At 43.3% G+C, this 19,314-nt stretch carries 15 protein-coding genes; 12 read left to right on the top strand and 3 right to left on the bottom strand.

The features are described 5' to 3' along the window. Window positions 1-197: 197 nt before the first annotated feature. A complete protein-coding gene (locus AB6E30_RS13025; RefSeq protein ID WP_170964546.1) occupies window positions 198-959 on the bottom strand; it encodes a DsbA family protein in 762 nt (253 codons plus the stop codon). A gap of 178 nt (window positions 960-1,137) precedes the next feature. Between AB6E30_RS13025 and AB6E30_RS13020 the strand changes: the two genes are divergently transcribed. Then, the gene (locus AB6E30_RS13020; protein WP_136987032.1) at window positions 1,138-2,148 is read left to right on the top strand and encodes a hypothetical protein; all 1,011 of its coding nucleotides are present in this window, start codon (window positions 1,138-1,140) and stop codon (window positions 2,146-2,148) included. Here the strand turns inward: AB6E30_RS13020 and AB6E30_RS13015 are convergent. Together AB6E30_RS13015 and AB6E30_RS13010 are read right to left on the bottom strand one after the other, a co-directional pair. After that, window positions 2,145-3,575 carry a DnaB-like helicase C-terminal domain-containing protein gene (locus tag AB6E30_RS13015; protein WP_157939158.1) on the bottom strand — a complete coding sequence of 477 codons (1,431 nt, stop codon included), beginning with the start codon at window positions 3,573-3,575 and terminating at the stop codon, window positions 2,145-2,147. The genes AB6E30_RS13020 and AB6E30_RS13015 overlap by 4 nt on opposite strands. Before the next feature lie 157 nt (window positions 3,576-3,732). Continuing rightward, window positions 3,733-4,104: a hypothetical protein gene (locus tag AB6E30_RS13010; RefSeq protein ID WP_136987033.1), complete on the bottom strand. Its 372-nt coding sequence runs from the start codon at window positions 4,102-4,104 to the stop codon at window positions 3,733-3,735. Between the two features lie 331 nt (window positions 4,105-4,435). Here AB6E30_RS13010 and AB6E30_RS13005 point away from each other — a divergent pair, with 331 nt between their 5' ends. From AB6E30_RS13005 to AB6E30_RS12955, 11 genes are all read left to right on the top strand, one after another. Next, window positions 4,436-4,594, top strand: a complete 159-nt coding sequence (locus AB6E30_RS13005) for a hypothetical protein (protein WP_170964547.1) — start codon at window positions 4,436-4,438, stop codon at window positions 4,592-4,594. A 36-nt stretch (window positions 4,595-4,630) separates the two neighbouring features. Further along, window positions 4,631-4,951 carry a hypothetical protein gene (locus tag AB6E30_RS13000; RefSeq protein ID WP_081230265.1) on the top strand — a complete coding sequence of 107 codons (321 nt, stop codon included), beginning with the start codon at window positions 4,631-4,633 and terminating at the stop codon, window positions 4,949-4,951. Between the two features lie 150 nt (window positions 4,952-5,101). Then, complete coding sequence (locus AB6E30_RS12995) at window positions 5,102-5,581, top strand: lytic transglycosylase domain-containing protein (RefSeq protein WP_146493234.1); 480 nt, start codon at window positions 5,102-5,104, stop codon at window positions 5,579-5,581. A gap of 113 nt (window positions 5,582-5,694) precedes the next feature. After that, window positions 5,695-6,054, top strand: coding sequence for a hypothetical protein (locus AB6E30_RS12990; RefSeq protein ID WP_102305739.1), 360 nt, complete (start codon window positions 5,695-5,697; stop codon window positions 6,052-6,054). 114 nt (window positions 6,055-6,168) lie between these two features. After that, on the top strand, window positions 6,169-8,121 hold the full coding sequence (locus tag AB6E30_RS12985; RefSeq protein ID WP_136987035.1) for a helicase-related protein: 1,953 nt from the start codon (window positions 6,169-6,171) through the stop codon (window positions 8,119-8,121). 76 nt (window positions 8,122-8,197) lie between these two features. Continuing rightward, window positions 8,198-8,899: a hypothetical protein gene (locus AB6E30_RS12980; protein WP_102305741.1), complete on the top strand. Its 702-nt coding sequence runs from the start codon at window positions 8,198-8,200 to the stop codon at window positions 8,897-8,899. Between the two features lie 243 nt (window positions 8,900-9,142). After that, window positions 9,143-9,910 carry a hypothetical protein gene (locus tag AB6E30_RS12975; RefSeq protein WP_081230270.1) on the top strand — a complete coding sequence of 256 codons (768 nt, stop codon included), beginning with the start codon at window positions 9,143-9,145 and terminating at the stop codon, window positions 9,908-9,910. Then, complete coding sequence (locus AB6E30_RS12970; RefSeq protein ID WP_086714968.1) at window positions 9,907-10,608, top strand: TraV family lipoprotein; 702 nt, start codon at window positions 9,907-9,909, stop codon at window positions 10,606-10,608. The genes AB6E30_RS12975 and AB6E30_RS12970 overlap by 4 nt, the downstream gene beginning before the upstream one ends. Before the next feature lie 13 nt (window positions 10,609-10,621). After that, the gene (locus AB6E30_RS12965; protein WP_136987036.1) at window positions 10,622-13,279 is read left to right on the top strand and encodes a TraC family protein; all 2,658 of its coding nucleotides are present in this window, start codon (window positions 10,622-10,624) and stop codon (window positions 13,277-13,279) included. 575 nt (window positions 13,280-13,854) lie between these two features. Continuing rightward, window positions 13,855-14,349 carry a hypothetical protein gene (locus AB6E30_RS12960; RefSeq protein WP_081230274.1) on the top strand — a complete coding sequence of 165 codons (495 nt, stop codon included), beginning with the start codon at window positions 13,855-13,857 and terminating at the stop codon, window positions 14,347-14,349. 572 nt (window positions 14,350-14,921) lie between these two features. Beyond that, the gene (locus AB6E30_RS12955) at window positions 14,922-19,115 is read left to right on the top strand and encodes a hypothetical protein (RefSeq protein ID WP_136987038.1); all 4,194 of its coding nucleotides are present in this window, start codon (window positions 14,922-14,924) and stop codon (window positions 19,113-19,115) included. The last annotated feature ends 199 nt before the right edge of the window (window positions 19,116-19,314 follow it).

Raw genomic sequence — 19,314 nt, 5'->3', positions numbered from 1 at the left:
GAGCCCGTAGAGGACTTTCACCTCCTAGATCAACGCCATGCTCGGCGCACAAAAAAAACCCCCGAAGAACGGGGGAGTATGTGTGGTGATTTCGTAGTTATGCCTTACTACTTATAGTTAGTCTGCTCCACTCCCTCCTTGGAGTGACTTTGCAGGGCCATACGAGTAAATACCTCCACACCAATGCACGATGCTTCCTACTTACTAACTGCCTGCCTATTAGTCTGATTTACTAGTTGGCTATATTGAAGGTTCACTTCTTCAAGCATCTGTTGACGACTGATTAACCCCCCGAACTTTTTTTCACCAATATAAAAAGTCGGAGTTCCAGTAAGTTTCAGATCTCTAAAAAGTTTATTATTTTTATTTAAAATAGCACTAACTTGTGACGAATTCGCTGCCTTTTTGATGATCGAGCTGTCTAATCCCATCAGTTCAGCAAGCTCATATGCCTTCTGCGGGACGGACTGCTGCATTGAAAGAAGCTCTTTGTGGAATGCTGGATATGCATTGGGAGAGATCTGATTTACAGCAATGGCTATCTTTGCTAATTCAGTGGAATTAGCACCTAAAATGGACACATCTTTATACACGAATCGGATGCGTTTGTCTTTACCTAAAAGGGGAGCCAACTCCGTTGCACCCCTTTTACATACTCCACATGCGTAGTCAAAAAACTCCACCACAGTGATCTCTCCAGCTTCATTAAGAACCGGCGTATCTTCATCATAATACAAAGATTTTGAAAACATTTGTTTATGCTTCATTGTTTGGTATGTCCTCACGGATTCCACTCCTGCGATTAAGAGTTCAGGGTTTGATTGGAACGCTTTCATAAGCATCGAGTTGAATTGTTGTTGTGACATTTCAACTTCAGAAGCTGATGCGGTAGCTGCAGAACCAATTGCCAAAATTGTGAATAAAGTCGTCGCTGTCTTCTTGAACAAAGGTGCCATCATTAGATTCCTCGATTTGAGTGGTCGTAACATAGTGCTCGATGAACAACGTTATGTTTTCAATTAAGAGAACTTTTTTTCGAGATAGATTGAAACGGGGGGAGAAAATTGACGCGATGATCGGGGAAAACCATAATGAGTTTACCCACCCCAGTTATGAAAAAATGTATGGAGCGTTACTATGGACCCGATCAGTAGAATGAATTCCCTCATTACAGAAAGCTTTAATTCTGTAAAAGAATCGCAATCAGAAGTGCTTGAAACATTGGCCACTACAACAAGGAAGGTGTTCAAAGAAATTACTCAAACAACACCGAATTGGAGGCAGAAGCTTTCAGAAATTGCCAATGATGCAACTTGCGCCAATTATGTTGGCCACGTTGTCTCTAACAGACACACTCCAGCAGAGCTACTTCAGTCACAGGCAACTGACGACTTTGTTCTTAACGAATTACAAGTGACAGCGTTCGTGGTTTACGAAATGGTGGAACGAGGTTGCCCTGAGCCGACTCAGCTCAAAGATCTGAATACTGCTATCCAGAACGTAACGCTGAAGTCATTAAACAGTTTACGCAAGTTACTACGCCGCCATAACTATGATATCGACTATCTTTCAGATCGTGTACAAGAGGCTGCCTTGGAAACGATTCGTGCTGCACGCTGCTATAAGCATACGGGTATAGCGAGCTTTGATACTTACGCGAGCGCTCGCGTTAAGACCGTTGTATCAAGAAAAGAGCTCCACCATACACTGATGGTGAAAGTATCAGACCGGGACATTTCAGGCGCTTATTCAAAAGCAATTGAAATTAATTCCGAGAAAACCAACAACAAGCTGACCCCAGATTCCAGTGCATCATCGTACTTACCCAAACCATTGTATGACTTTGAGCAAGGTTCGAACGACAATCGATATGGGGTAACTAGTGGATGTAGCGACAATGTGGTGTCGGATTTGACGCATCTTAAGTTGAGACAGCACTTGATTGCCCAGTTAAAGACCCTCAATGCGAACGAGAAAATTGTGATCATGAATGAGATGGGATTAGTAGCCGGTACATTGAATCGAAACGACTTGGTTGAATCTCTCGGTTTCTCCTCGTCTCGATATACCCAAGTTAAGACAAGCGCCTTACAAAAGCTAGGCGCACATAAGTCACTTTCTAAGTCATGGGAACGTGCGCTTGCTTAGTTGATGAACTCAATTCCACTCCCATTGGGACTGTTGTTTGGCAGAGTATCGTTAGTTTCGGTATTCTGCTTTTTGTTGTCGGTCCTTTGGTATTGATCAGCAATAGGTGACGCAGCTGGTGGTGCGCTTTGCGTGTAATTGAAGGAATCTTTAATTTGAGCGTATTTTCCAATGAAGGTTGTTTTTGCAGAGCCTATAGCTGATTTACGAGCTTTGCTAATAATCAAATGAGCGACACCAGGTTCATTTTGAGGATCATACATTTCCGGTCGATAAATAAAGCAGATGATATCCGCATCTTGCTCTAGCGAACCTGACTCTCGTAAGTCGGAATTCACTGGGCGTTTATCAGCACGCTTCTCGATATCGCGAGACAATTGGGATAGTGCTACAACAGGTACTTGTAACTCTTTCCCCAACGCTTTGAGCTGTCGTGATATTTCTGAGACTTCTAAATTTCTATTATCAGTTTTGTATTTTTCACTGGTTAGTAACTGAATGTAGTCCACACCAATACCAGAAATCTTTCCATTATGCTGCCGATAAAAGCGACGTGCGCGACGACACAACTCCTCGACGGTCATTGAACCGTCATCCATCTCAATATTGTAATCACCGGATCTACCTAGCGCAGATGAACAATCAGCCCATTGAGTATCACTCATGCTGGCGTTTCGAATATTACTCAGTGGTACGCTTGCCAAGTTAGATAGCAAATTCTCTCCAATCGATTCTGAGCTCATTTCAAGGGAGAAAAATAAGAATGGTGCATCGTTTTGATAACTTGAGTTTTTGATAACGTTCAGGAGTAAGGTGGTTTTGCCATGAGATGGACGGCCTGCAAGGATGATGAAATCTGCAGGTCGGAATCCACCAAGTGCTTCAAAGCATGCAAAGCCCGACTTAAATGCATTAAATTCCCCTTTGCTTCTGCGCTCCATGTTGTCCAGCGTTGCAGCAAAGGCATCTTTCAATGAAATTGGGCCTTGCTCATTATCCTTTTCCACTTCGTCATAAGACTCAACAACAGAATGCATCGAACCTATGATTTCATCGGTCGTCTTGTTTGACGAACATTGTGTTAATAGCTTTTGAAGCTCCACCTGAAGTGTTCGTTTGTTGTTAGTGTCGTTGATTTGCGAAACATAGTCAGAAAGAGCATTTATGTTTGCTGGTTGCGCTAGTGACTCCATGGCAACTGTAGTAATCGCGTCGACTCCCTCTTGCCCATACTCAGCGTATACACGCGCTTTAATCGTGTTTAAATCGATTGATTGTTTATCTTCGTGCAATTGGAAGCAGGTATCGATGAGAACCCGTGTCGCTGTATCACTGACAACGTTAGTTTCTAGGTCGAGTTCGTCAATAACGCCATCGTGGGAGAGGATGAGGTTAATCACTGGGTGGTATAAATTAAACTTTAACATGGTAATGCCCATCGGATACTAGGACATAGTTGATACAACTTTTGAGAGTGAATTTAGAGAATTGAGTGGGGGAGGTGGTAGGGAAACCCAAAATTTTAAAAAGGAGTGGGTTAAATCGCAACAATCAAACGATTTGATTTCGGGCTTCCCTAAATTACTAAAGCGAGGCGTCGATTCCTCCATCATAATCAAAATCGACGGACTCTGTTGGAGTGCTAATCAATGCGTCGATGATGTTATTGCGTCGTGTCGTGTGGTATTTGCCTGACGGAAGTTTTTGCATAAATCCATCGGTGACCTGGTTGATGTCCAACGAGTAGCCCAGCTTCGAAATCTCGCCATGAAGTTTAAACATCACGTTATCCGATATGTAGTGATAAGCGGTACTGCGCGAGATGTTGGCGTAGGTTCGATAGAGCTCTTCACATGGTTCCATTTTGAACTCATCTTCCAAAAGACTTGAGCTGCATTGAGAAAATAACAAGTTTACTCGTGCATCTAAGTAATCGGTGCGGCTGGGTGTGAGCATATACACGGCCAAACACGCGAAGGCGACAATTAAGCACGCAGTGGTTCTGACAGGGACACACTTTGTATTCATTTCCATAACGTTTCCAGTTTCATTCATCAAGACAACCAGTACGAGAAATATGGCATAGACACTGACGTAGAAATGTAATTAGTGGGACGATTTTATCTGTTTACCTCATTTGAAGACGATCCCTCATCATGTGATTGGGATCGAGTGCCATTGTCAAATAAGAAGCTTAAATGGCTTCGCTAATTCGTAAACCCAAGTGATTAGACGTGTATAACTGACAGTCAGAGTCTAAATCCTCTTAGAGTTGCCGGGGTAGTTAATGAAAAAGATGGTTGTATTGTTGAGTTTGATGACGGTCGCTTCGGTTGCACTCGCTGATAATTCAAACAGTGAAACGACGCTAAAGCTCCCTGCGAATTCAGTCGCTTGCTATGAAACAGTTGCAGGAATGTGTGATTTCCTGACTACGAAATCGTAGAACTTAAACCAGTAGCAGCGTAACAAGGAGATAATAATGACAAACCTTCTTTTAATCATTTCAGTTGTGATAGCGACATTGGTACTCCAAAAGACGATTGCTTATTTGCGAAACGCTAAGGAAAAAAGTAATAAGGAAAAAGCATTAAAGCTATTGAAAGCCAACGGTTACGAGCCTGAATTGTACCTCGCGACTATCGGAACGGACGATCCTCAACTGAGAGATGCTTTAGACCAGTTCGCATTCACTGGTCATGTAATCAAAAATCGTCACGGAGACATAATCGGGGGGGTAGTTCCTAAAGCAAAACCTGGTTTAACTAAGCCTAGCTTGAAGCTAGTTGTTTCAAATGACTAGTGAGGGACAGAACGTTGTCGGGTACTTCCCTCATCAAAAACTTCCGCTCAACGAATGAAGATTAAAGATGAAGAGAAAAGGTGTATCACCACAGGAACATACTTAGTCAATACTGACTTTCAATCATTGGCCACGAAAAGGAGAATCACCGTGTTTTTCTTGCCAGATATCCATGACACAAAATTAGATACTGTTGCTTTATCAAACGCGAGTAGATGCAGCATTGTTGCTGAAGTCGCAGGAGAGAAGTATGTCCCGAGAGACTTTCTTAACTTACTTGTGGTTGGCGAGGGGGGCAAAATCGGCAGTAAAGTAAAAAATACTAACGATTCCTATGACTTGGGTCCCGCTCAGGTGAATACAATCCATTCCAAATACATCTTACGAAACTACCCTAATAAGTCTTGGGTAGATGTTGCCACTGACCCTGTTCTCAATATCCGTATCAGTGCAGATATATTCAAAGGATGCCTTACCTACGCTAAGGGTCATGTTTGGGAAGCCGTCGGTTGCTATAACTCAAAGACAGTCAACATCAAGACCAATTATCTAATCAGAACAATGAAAACTTGGGATTACATTCTGAAACGACCATCATTGAACTGCTCGGAGTATTGGTATCAGGATTAGAGCTAACTTCGACTCCCCAAATATCAAATAGCAGCTCAAATTCCCCTCGCTATTTAGCAAAATCGACTTCTACCACAAGTAATATGGGGTTCTCATGTTTATAGGAATTCATTATGTCGATACGTATAAATCGAAAGACACTGACCCTATGTGGCGTACTCGTACTGTCTGGTGTTCTGGTTCTAAAGTTCTCTTCTGTTTTCTTCGATGATTCTCATGCCTATGTTGGCCAGTGGAGCTCTGTATCGTCAGACGGCGCTGCAGAATTCAACGTCGGAGCTGACTACATTGAGGCGTTTGGGAAACGATTACCCGTTGACGTGATTGTTAATGATGACGGCTCTGTTTTGGCTCAGTCTCCAAACCAAAACTTTAGAATAACCAAAACCACCAGCGGTGTTGAGTTAACTGTTACACGTAGGTACATCGAAGAACCGGTCGAGAAGGTTTATGAGCTGACTCTAAAGCAGTAAGCGTTCGTAAAGACGTTCTAAATCAACTTCATATTACTGAGAGCCATCGTAACTAAATGATAGTGCTCAGACGTGTATAACTACTGCATTATTGAATCAGAATGAAACGCGAGAATGCTGGATATAAAGTACATCAAAGACACATTTAAAGTTCCTGTTTGGCAAGTGTTGTTGCGGTTACCTGAATCGTTTGTGGACACGAGACAAGTGGTGTCTGACTTTTCCTATCTTACGGACAGTGACTGTGTGGTTATTCAAGGGACAGTGACTTCTATTTCTGAATCATACAATCGAACGACTGTCATTAATGGCAGCATTGTTGACTCCCGAAACGTCGCTCAACGTTTTTCTCATTTTGCCAAATTAGACAGTGAATACGGCCAACAATTGGCAAGTCGACTTAATGATCGAGGTTATTACTTGTGCAAAGTGAAACAAGTCGGAACCGCGCTGTTTATCAACCACCCGCAGCCATTGAATGAAAAATTCATTGGTAAAATCACTCCGGTCTATAAAGTCAAAAGTAAGCAACTCAAAGGGTTGAAGTATGCTGAGTTTTTGGAGCAGCATATTGATGAACTGATCCCATTGACGGCAAGAAAGATACGAGAAGAATTAGCGAAATTAAATCTAAGCAACGGGAAAATTAGACGGTTGTTAGAAGCGCACTCGCTGTGTTTAGAAGAGGTTTTGAGATTTGTGCATTTCCCAAATTCATTGGAAGAAAGTGAACAATGCAACGCTATACTACAAAGAATAGCAGCTACTTTGTTGTTCTCAGAAGTGGAAGGCGAACCAAATTTAACTCACCCATTTCAGCTCGACAAAGACGATACCTATTTCAATGATGTCGTCCCGTTTCAACTGACGGATGAACAATTGGATGCCGTGAGCGGTATCAAAGCCGCGATTAACAACAGAGCCCCACGAAGTGTCTTATTCGGGGATGTGGGGACGGGGAAAACCGTCATTGGCGCGATACTGACACGTCATGTTGTTGATGCTGGTGGTTGTGTCGTCATTATGGTTCCCAACCTAATATTAGGAGCCCAAATCTATAAAGAGATCGACAACTGCTGGCCAGATATTGGCATCGAGTTTTTATTGTCTGAGAGTGAGCATGACAACTTCGTAGGTAAAGGCTATCGATGCATCAACGAGATGACAGAAGACACCCGTGTCGTGATTGGTACGACGGCTTTGCTCCATCATCACAACAATATGCCTATCGACCTACTGTGGATCGACGAAGAGCAAAAAATGGGGCTTGAACAAAAAGAATCCACATTAATAACTCATGGCCGGACACATCTGTTGTTGTCGAGTGCGACGTGCATTCCTAGAACGCAAGCGATGATGAGTTTTGGCATGCTGCCGTACTTCAAATTAACCAAGTACCACACACCTAGAGAAGTGATCACTACCCGTTACGAGCATACCCAAATCGATGAGGTTATCTGTCGAGTTGAAGAACGCATCAATCGTGGTGACAAGGTGTTAATCATTAGCACCATGAAAGGTGAATCCAAAGCTCAAGCTGTTTCACACAGAGCCAGTGCTGAACAACTCTTTGATGACTGGAAAGCGATGTATGGTGACATCGTTAAATTGTCCCATGGTGGGTTGTCTAAACAAGACAATGAGACTGCCATAAATGCAATGAAGTCGGGTGAGGGGAAAATATTGATTGCGACCACATTGATTGAGGTTGGGATCACAATACCAAAACTGAACTATGTCGTTGTGCTGAACCCTGAAAATCTTGGTGTGGTTACGCTGCACCAGATCCGAGGTCGCGTAGCGCGGGAAGGAGGTATCGGGCATTGTGACCTACTGCCTACTACCCAACTCAAAACGCCATCCATAGACCGACTGGATTTGTTGGTCAATCACTCTGATGGGTTCAGTTTGGCAGAGGCTGACTTGCAATTACGGGGTATGGGGGACTTAAAGAATGGCAACAATCAGTCAGGAACGTCGAAATGCATTTTGGTCGACCAACAATTATCGCTTGGTCTGCTAACCGATACCTTAGAAAGACTGACAGGAAAGGGATCAGAAACCTAAACGAATTAATTTCTGAAACTGACATCACGCTCAATAAATGACAGTCAGGCATGAGCAATTTACGGAGAGCACCATTATGCTAATTAAATACAAAAATTATTCTGATCTGGATGATTCTACTTTAGAGCATATGGATAAATTGAAGTACTCTGATTTATTCCATCAATTGAAAATTCAATTTGAAACAATGTGCGGATCTACTTACAGTTTCGGGGATATTTTCAATACACAAATTAATCAAACTGAGATTGTAGAACATAACTGGATGGTTTCAATACCAATTCAAAACCAACTATTCACTCTTGATAGTGTAAGAGAGTCGATACCGGAAAGCGAGAAAGGGATTAATGTACGTTGTTTTCTTGACCCGAATCTCTATGAGCTCATTTTCTTTGTCGACCCTAGAAACCCAAAAGAATTGATCGGGTTTTGCAGCTTAAGTAAGTTTGAACATAACGATGATGGGTACTATTCGATTAGAGTCGTTTTGGAAATGGTCTACGTTAAGCCCAAGTATAGAAATGGCATTCGAGGTCAGATAATGGCCTATGAAACGGGTCGCTTGATATCTAGGCAAAAAGTGTTTGATGAATTTAACAACGAATATCGATATGTGGACGTCGAAGTTGCTGGTCAAGGAACTAACGCAGGAGGTCGAGCATGTTTAGAGCGGTTTTACCTCGGAATCAATTTCCACCTCGGCGGCATAAGTATTGAAGATAAAGATGGTTGTGACATTGAAATACCATCTAACGTTATTTTGTGCGATGAATATTAGCGATTTGTTCTTGCTTTAATACAAGCTCTAAAGGCGGAGTTAAACAACACTATACCTTGCGATAGTTAGTTGTGGGAAAGTGAACCTCATCCCCTGATTATCGTTAATTTAAATACCTTTTCTGATGTAACACTTCACCTCTGTCACCAATAAAATTCAATTAAGCCGTGAAATAAGGCTCACTAATTTAAATTATGCAGATCTAAGTTTGGCAAACTCTTGGTACTAACTAGGAGTGTTGCTATGAAATGGTCAAACAAAATTCAAGGTATGTTGGGCTTAGGGTTGCTTGCCAGCCTTCAAGTCGCAGCTGAACCCCCAACGCAAGATTTCCTCAATGCCGACATCAATGTGGTTTCAAGTTATGAAATTGAAACCGACAAGCTAATTATGATGGAGCTGGATACCGGTGAAATGTTACTGGCCACCGGTGATGGAAAATTTCTTATCAAGGGCGGTTCATTATTCTCAACCGTTCACACCAAATTCGTAAACTCCCCACAAGAGCTTTACGCGGCATCCCATGTCGACTTGAAGAAAATGAAAATCAACCCAGAAGAAGATTTTGCGGGGTTTAACTTAAACCCATTAGCCAAAGTTTTTGGTGGGACCCTCTTTATTGCACCAACGGGTTGTAAGCATTGCGGTGACTTCGTAGAGATCCTTGAGAAGCAGCACCCTGATAAAAGATTCCGCATAGCAATCGTGCCTGTCTTCGATGATAAGGAGTATGAAAATACGTTGTTAGCCCAATGTTCCGATGATCCGGACAAAGCGCTGCACGCCTTATATGAAGGCACTTGGTCTGAAGCTAAATACCCCCGCCCACCAAATAGCCAGTGTAAAGAAGCCATTACCAAAGTGAATTCAACTTACGCGTCTCTACAGATAATGAGTCCGGGCCGTGTTGGGCTTCCTGCATTTTTCAACAACAAAACATCTTCCATTATCGGGCTGCCAACGAGTAAGGCTCAACTCACGTCCATTATCGTAGAAGGAATCGACCTATGATTAAACAATCCATATTTATCTCATTTGCGCTGCTTACTTTAGCCGGTTGTTCTGTCGTAGGCGAAGAAGAGGGCGTGTGTCCAGGCGCGAAAAGTGGTGTAGCGTGTGCGTCCGTCCGAGAAGTTTATGAGCTAACCAATGTCTATAACAATGCTGAAGACTATGCGAAGGCGACAGGTGACGAACGTGTCATGGTCACAGACGAAGATGGCGAAACCATCACAGGGAAAGAATACAAAGAAAAATACGGAACGGACATTGAGGCTGACTCAGCATCAGTGAATGAAACCCAACAACACGCAAACTTTTCTCAAGCTCCAGCGTTAGCTTCACCCGAAGCGGCATATCAGCATTTACTTCTTCCGGCTCCAGAACCCCTAGCCATGCGAAAGCCTGCCGATATTGTTCGTACATTGGTGCGTCCATATACAGACAAAGAAACCTTACAGATCCCTGGTTATGGATTCATCGAAGCAACACAGCGAACTTGGGTCGTCGATAGAAGCGCTAAGACCAATGATTCTCAATACGTCAACTTCCATGTCAGAAAGGAAAGCCAAGAGCAAAACTACGATGTGAATGATGATGGTCAGATTGGCGTCGAGTCACGCAATGCAAGACCGGCTATCAGCGACTCTGAGTTAAGAGAGAATGCGAGAAGTAATGCGAACTCGCTAATCGATCAACTGCGTCAATAAGGGGGCATATATCATGGGTGCGATTTCACGATTTTTTAAGCAATTCGAAAACTCCAAATTTGGCGATCTTCTCCCTGTCTTGGACTACAACCGAAAGCACAAATATTTCGAGCTCGAAGACAGTTACATTGGCTTAATGTACAAGATTGAAACGGTGCCAGCCGTTAACGATGAGTTACAGGAGCTATTAGAACAAATCTATAAGGCCGATTGGCCGGAAGACACGTTTATTCAGGTCTTGTTTTGGGCGAATGATAATTTAAGCCCTTTCACCAATAGCTTTTCTATGTACCACGGAGGTCGACAAACAGGTGAGGCAAACGACAGACTGAATTCGATTTCAAAGGGGCTGATTAACCACTTCCAGCAATCATCACAATCAGGGTTTGGTGATAGCGACTGTCGAGCTCGCATGTTTGATTGTTACTTCGTAGTGAAGGTTCCAATCAAAGGCAACTTTGGCGTGCCTACCAAAAAGGAACTTAAACACTTCAATAATCTACGTACTGATACAGAAGAGTCATTGAACAAGGTCGGCTTGTTCTGTACCCCGATGGATCAGTGGGGCTGGCTACACTTCATGCAAAGGCTCATGAACAGAAAGGACTCGTCAACTTGGCGCAAAGGAGACGTTAATAAAAACGAAGCCTACATGCCCCGAGATCAAGTTCAGGAGCAGGGCGGTAAAATCGAGTTTACCGATTCGAAGGTCATCATTGATGAGCGGCCTATATCGATGCTTACTCCCAAAGAATACCCAAAAACACTGGGCTTTGGTGACATGCTGAATGTCTTTAGTGATTGGCGATATGGGCATTCTACAGCATGGTCGAACTTCATGATTGTATTGAATGTCCATTACCCTAACTCTAAAAAAGAAGAGGGTAAGATTAAGCGTCGCCGTAAATACATGACAATGCAGGCAAACAACAAATTAGTAAATTGGAATGATACTGTTCGTTGGCAGCGAGCTGACTTTGATGAAGCTTTTACCAAAATTGAGCAAAAGAAGTCGAAGATGGTGAATGCGTATCTTCAGTTTATGATTTTTGGTGATGATGAGGAGCATTTAGAGACGGAGATTGCACGCTTCAAGAAAGTAGCTTCAACCCCTGCAGGATTCGAATTGGAAGAAGACAAGTACATGACTCCACCTATGTTCCTGCATTCATTACCTTTCGCACCAGACCCTGTGACTCGCAAAAGATTAGACCGCTATAACTTAGTACCGTCTGATGTCTGCGCGTTCATGAGCCCGATAATTTCCAGTTCATCTGGCAACTCACCAAGTAAACCTGTGATCCCCTTTGTAACCAGAGACATGTCGATGTTTGGGTTCAATCCTTTTGAAACCGATGGCTCAATGAACGGTATCGTTGTCGCGGAGTCGGGCTCGGGCAAGTCGGTTCTCGTCCAATACATTGTGACGTGCATATTGGGGTCAGGCAAGATGCCAAGCCAGCATCTATGGAACATGATGAATTTACCCAAGTCAGAAATCGATAAGCTGATGAAGACCGCTCAACATATTGCTGAAGCCAAGCGCGATGGTGGTATGGCAATGATTATCGATGTGGGTCGAAGCTACTACCGTTTGTGTGAAGCGTTGAATGGTCAATTTATCAGTTTCGGTCAAGATATGAAGTTCTCACTCAACCCTTTCCCGTCCATTGTTGAGTTCAGTGGTAAGGAAGGGCAGGCTGGTATGATTTTGGAAATGCTGTCGGTGATGGCAGAGCCCAATGGTACGCTCACGACGTTGCAGAAGCGTGGTATGACGACCATTTTGAAATTGATGTGGGATAAGCATGGTCGCGACTCAAGTGTCACGATCTTCGCTGATATGTGTTCTGCGAGCTCTCGTCAAGAGCTGAATGACATTGGTGAACAGTTAAAACCATTCCGTGAAGGCGAAATGTTTGGCGATATGTTTACGGTCAATAAGCCGCCCCCAACGCTGGACAACCCATTCATTGTCTGTGAATTAGAAGAGCTGAAGTCGCAACCGGAATTGCAGGTAATTGCCTTAATGCAGATCATCAACCTGTGTTACCAACATTTCTTCTTGGGTGATGCTCAAGCCGGTTCTCAGCGTCGTTCGAAAGCCTTCATTGTGGATGAGTGTTGGGAGTTCCTTCAAGAAAAGCAAGGGTCCACAGGTGCTAACCCAGTATCATCGTTCCTTGAGAGTGCCTTTAGGCGTTTTAGGAAGGTGGATGCTAGTGCTTGGATTATCACCCAATTGTTGAGTGACTTGTATGGTTCATCTGTAGGTAAAGCCATAGCCGCCAACTGTGTATATCGTTGCTTCCTGTATCAGAAATCAGACACGATTAATCAAGTTAAAAATGACAAGCTGGTGGCATTGTCAGACCAAGAATTCGAAATTCTCAAATCGATTAGGACCCGTAAAAATAGGTACTCAGAAATCTTCTTCCAAATTGGTGATGACATCAAAGAGGTTGTGCGTTTTTACGCGCCTCCTGCAATGCTGCTGATGTACTCCACGGACCCGAAAGACAAAATGGAATTAGCGGCTCTGATGGAACGGGGGTACACCCAAGACCAAGCCATCGATAAAATTTTAGAGACGCGTCGGGTCGAGTCATTTGCGACTGACATGGATGACTTGGAAAATGAAGACGAAGAACAAGTCGAAAACGCCGCATAACAATGTCCTTTCTTTGAAAGAAAATAAGTTATGCAAATGATCTCCCAAATAGGCAAGCAGGCTCCAAAACCTGCTTGTCAATTTAAAGTCCAAATTACCTTCCTTGTTTGAAAAACTTATTTCTACCGCTCCTTACAATGAAAATCACACCCCAACAATGGTCACTATGCAATGAAAATTCTAACTATGGTTTTAAGCACTTTGGTCTTCATGAGTTCAGCTATGGCTAACACCAGTGACGACATAATCAGTCGTTACAAAGAAGCGTGTGGAACGGAGTGTGGGGACACCATCGCCTATTTGTCACGCTATGCTTCCGCCCAATGTAACATTCCTTATGATTCAGTCGTAGAAACGTCTGTGGAGCTTACTGGGCTTCAATTTGTGGCGATCTCCATTGCAGTCCAACACCCACTTGCTCACTCATTGCAAAATTATGCTTTGAAGAGTCTTGATTGTTCGGACTTACATAAGTGGTCTAAGTCCATCGAAGACTACTCGTTCGTGCTAGAGGCAAACAACGGACTCCAAGGCTCCAATGTCTCAAGTAGCAATTAGAATGAGTGAGGTTATGGATGTTGAGTACTAACCAATGTAATGAAAAATCAGGCAACAACGTGAAGGTGACATGGCTTCTGGTGTGTGGACTTGTGGCCTTAATCACTATTGTTACCGTGATGATGTGGACAACGAGAGCGAATCGATTCAGTGATTACACGATGATGGAAAAATCATCACGCGAGTATATTTTAAACCTGTATGCAATGGACAACTCAACACTAGATTCAAAGGCGATTCAGTGGCCTGATTTTGCTGTCGCTCATGGTGGGGTGCAGTCAGTGAATTTGGTAACAAAAGTTTGTAAGTCTGAGGCGTCAAATGCCACCTGCTTTTTTGCGTATCAAACTTCCTTTAAAGACCAAAGCCATACCATGACATATGGAGTCAGGGCGACAAATGATGAAAGTGAACCGCTGAATATTGAATTGCTCAATGCAACTGGGGGGCGGTTGTTGCTTTCCATGCCAGATCCCTTTGTGAATAGTCCTGTGGTGGAGGTATTGGAATGAAGACGCTAAATTTTCTTGTTGGATACATCTCTCTTCAATTGGGGATAATTGTCTTTTTGACAAACCCATTGAATAGCATGTCACTCACAATAATTTGCTTTTTACTGGTGGCGGTATGCTACTGTCTTGTCTCCCCGTTTATCAAATGTCGTCTACAAGAACTCAAGCATTTTGATAAATTTGTCTTTGAGATTTATCAGTCAAATCGACGTCATCCATTGTCTGAAAAGTTTGGAACGGAAATATCTAAACACCTGTCTAAAAATGCACAATCTTCTTCTGATAAAAAGAAAGACATCGGCGCATATGTAGCCACGGACTTATACTTGTCCTTATTCACGTTCGGTATCGCGGTCGCGCCAGGTTTATTAATCCATATATTTTTACCATAAGTCTTCATTCTCATTCAGCCCCTTCATAGTCGTGAAGGGGTAATAATCCAAATCCCTCCTTTACAATGAATGCCGCGAGAAAAACTTTAATCTTCAAAAATAGGCTTGTTAATTTCAAAAATTGCTCTCGACCTTATTTAACCTATCCCAATGAAATTGCGTTTGGAGTTGAAGAGCACTATGAACAAGTTAATCAAAATTCTTATTAGTTGTTCACTAACAGTTATAGGGACTGCTGCTGTTGCGAAATCAGTGTACATCATCGGTTCCATAACGAGTGTGCCGCCAAAAGTAGAGTTTACTTACCCTGATGAAATCTATCGTGGCGTGAAAGAGTATTCAGCCTTAGCTAAAGAAGCCGCAGCATCTGGTTGTAGATTAGAAACAGTGCGAGAAGAAGCGTATACGTCTGACAGTAGCAATCTAAAGTGTTTCTTCGAATGGACAGGTGATACCGACCCGAGCTGGAATGCGAATGGATTAGCGCTCGATGGTCGACCTACCGCAGCTGCAGGAGAGCATTATCGTTCATATCGCATTTCTTACTTCAATGGTATTGAGAAAGAACGCATCACATTGATTGAAGACAGCGTGGCCTACACTATCCTTGAACCCGTTCCGCCTGTGATTGTAAATGTCACCACGGACACTACTTCAGCTCAATATCAAGGCTTGAGCTTCATTACGCACGATAAGAATGAAAAACTTCGCAAAATTACTGTTGAGGTCGAGCCTCGTCCATTTGATCAGGTGGTGGCCTTAACTCAGTTTGGTGAATCGTGTGAGGTGCCTGAAGGCCAAGATTCATGCGTGGTCGCCATTTCTGCCTTTCATCTATCTGGTGACGATTCACTGACAGGGCAACTTACCACAGCATTAAAAGTCTCGGATAAATACGATGTCGTATCAGCCCCGAACAGTCAGATCCAATACGCGTGGGATTACAGACCGCCCGTTATTGAGCAGTATGCTGTCAAAGCTGTCGGAGATACCACTAGCAATGATATTTCGATTGATGTTGGTGGAGAAACGGTGGTTGTCCAAAACAATGAAGCTGTAGTCGTTCTCAGTTCGCCGCACAGTACCGATACAGCAAATAAGTGGTGGTTACCATCCAAGGTTAGTTTGAGCTTTGAAGAGCATACAGATCATGTCGGTGTATCCGATTTTGTTACGCTAGAGGGTAGGGATATAGGCGATTTATTCAGAAATGAACACGTTACCTATACCGAGAAGACAGTAGACAGCTTTGGTATCCCTCAACAGATTGGCAACAAGTTTGTCTATCGAATTCCGCTCAGTTCAGTGGTAGATGGATTTTATCAAGGCAACATAAAAGCCTTAGATAGATTTGCAAACAGAGGTGACAAGGAAGTGACTGCAATGCAGTTAGACCGTTTACCTCCTGAGATTCGTCTGTACAACAATGACACGCTGTTTAGTACTGGTGATGAAATCAACTTCATGGAGCATATGATTTTCACCGTGCAAGATGAAACCAGTATTGAGAATGAAATCACTGATATTTTGCTTGATGGCGTACCCGTTGAGCATATTGGTGAATTCAAGATGGCTCGTGCGATCAAAATGGAAACCCCATGGGAGTCTAATACAGTTCATAAAGTCATTGTGCGTGGTAAGGACGGGAACAACAACGTAGTTCAAAGAGAGTATTCCATTTCATTCTTACCTTTAGACTTCGAATACGACAACATCAGTGACCGCAAAGTGGCACTTGTGCAGAACCAAGACATCACATTCGCACAAACGAAAGGTCGAGCTTGTAGAATGTTCAAGTCAGAGCATGAGGCGGTACAAGGGATCAAAAACCCGACTCAAATGACTTGTTCCGTGAACTGGACAGTCATCCCTCAAGGTTTGGAAGAAGCATGGGATACTGCGAGCCCTGAGCTGATTGGTGTATTTGAAAATACGGGTCCTGCGACAGTGGAAGCTGAGATTTATATCCATGACTCTGAAGGCCGAAAAAACTTAATCAAAGTCGACGATACAAGCCTAATCGTTCATACCCCAGATACTCCAGAGATCATCTTCGACGACGACGGTATGTTTGAAGATGGCATATATGCGGTTGAGATGGGGCAATCTAGAATCGGGAGATATCGAGTTAAATCAGCGGCGTCGCCTATTTACATTACGCTCCTTAAAAATGGTGAAACCTTAGAAAGCCAATACATCAAACAGTCCAACCGATACACCGAGCACACTATCACGAAGGTAATCACAGACAGAAACAGTGCAAACCACCGAGATTTGTGGCAGATGGATGATTATGCCGTTCAAGTTCATTACGCCCGTTTACCAGAACAAGTAGTTGAGAGTGCGGTGAAGACTTATGCGGTTCCTTCTACACGAGCAAGGCTCAAGGTTGAGCAAACTTCTCGTGAAACGTCCACCGTTGACACATTCAAGGTTAAATCGAAATTTGGGCTGTATAGTAGCTTCTATCGAGATCTGGTGTACAAGTCTGAAGAGCTGGGTGATTGGTCTGTTCGAATTGCTGTCATGGACAAAGAGAAGAACCTACATGGCCTGACGGATTGGCAAGATATGAACGAATCAGGTGTGAATGACTTTGATGTAAACTTCTCATCAGATGACATCGGTGACCTTCGATTCTATGCACAAGCGAAACTAAAATCGCCAAATGAAAATTATGTTTCAATGGTTCGCTCTCAACGCGGGACCTTGAAAATCATGAAAGGAACGGCAATCGAAGGTGAACTGCGTACACTGCGTATAACGGGTTCTGTACCGATGAATGCCGCTATTCAATATCAACATCTTACCCGTGATGACAAAGACGCCTCTGGTGAAGTGTCATGGTACATATCGGAAGACAATGGCAGTACGTGGAATCTATATGGAGAACCTGGTAAGCGCTTTTCTTTCAGTACCTCAGTAGAAGGTATTTGGTTGGTGAAAGGTCATGTTCCAAATCGCTTCACAGGGGAGATAGCAGAAACCGACGTCGTACAAATCATGGCGTACCGAGTGCCACAAACTGAACTAGTTGGGGCAGCAAACCTGATCACCGGTATGACAAGAACGTACACGCTTCTTGATCAAGGTGAAGAGGCGGATGCCGGTAATATGCTTATTAAATGGTCTATTGATGGTGGAGTCACGTTCACTGAAGGCGGTAGTACACTCGAATACACTGCAACAGGTGAAGGCAGCAACAAGATTATCGCAAAAGCGGCGTATCTTGGTTATGAAACCGATGAACACAGCTGGGCAACAGAATACCGCTCAGTACGTTCTCAGCGAGCGAAACCTGTTCGAGTAAGAGTGAAAGGGGATACTGATGTTGAAACCACCGATACGTTAACTTTGGTTGGAGATGTCGATACACCGTATTCCAATATGGACTCCGAACTTGAAATTGAATGGGTAAGACCAGACGGAACCATTGTTGATTCGAATGTTGTGGACTTTACTCCAACGAATGATGATTTGGACCGAGCTGACTTTCATACATTCACACTGCGTGCGTGGGTTAAAGATGCCAAGGCGTTAACGTATGCGGAATTCGATCATAAGGTTCGTGTATGGGAGTATCAGTTCCCACAATTCGACGTGGCGTATAAACAGCGTGTGCTCGTTGCACCTTCAGTGATTGAGATCTGGTTACGACGTCCAATTGGTGCGAATTTACGCGAGTACTATTTGTATGAGTGGAACGGACAAGGCCGACTGGAGTTGACGAAAGATTATGGACATCGAGCACGATTTACCGCAAAACAACCGGGTATATACCCAATTTCGGTTACGGTAGAAGATGATCGCGGTAACTACGACACCTTTACTGAATATGTGGAGGTATTGGAACCTGAGCCGATCACTGTGGATTTAACTGCACGGTATAGTAACAGTTATCAACGTTCGCCACTTGATGTTAATGTCCGTCCGACAATTCGAGGTGGTCACCCATCAGACCGAGTGGCAGACTATCAATGGTATGTCGATGGTGAGTTACAACCTGAGTTAGAGAAGTCATCAGCAAATATTGAGAACCTATTAACGGGTGACCATGAATTGAAATTGAAAATTCTCACTAACTACGGTCAAGAAGCGGAAGCGATCATTCCAATTGAAGTGGTGCCAAACCAACCACCGACGTGCTCTATCGATTACCGTATGTACTCGAAGACCGCCCGTATCGAAGCAAAATGTAAAGACTTAGATGGTAAAATGGTCAAATACGATTGGACAGTTGGTGATAATGAGCGTCGCAATATCGGTAAACGGATTTCAGAGTTAAGACAACCGGGCGAATCAGAGTTAGTGACGGTTGTTGGTTATGATGATTCTGGGGATACCGCCACAGCGCAAATGGTCGTGCGTTGGTAAGACTATGACCTCGATATAAGAACGTCCTTGTGTCGTTATTGGTGCATTTAGACTCTTCCGTTTAAATGCACCTTTTTTATTGGATGGGTGTAGCTAGGTTGTCCACGTTTTCATTGAATGAAATGTCGGTGGACAACTAAGATCGAAACTCAGACAATAAAGTTCGCAACTTTAACATTAAAGATTGAAACTTTTAGGG

It is taken from the genome of Vibrio sp. 10N.247.311.12, from assembly GCF_041467515.1.
GTDB classification, from domain to species: Bacteria; Pseudomonadota; Gammaproteobacteria; order Enterobacterales; family Vibrionaceae; genus Vibrio; species Vibrio crassostreae_C.
Note: the sequence above shows the minus strand (reverse complement) of the source record. Positions and strands in the feature narration are given on the sequence as shown.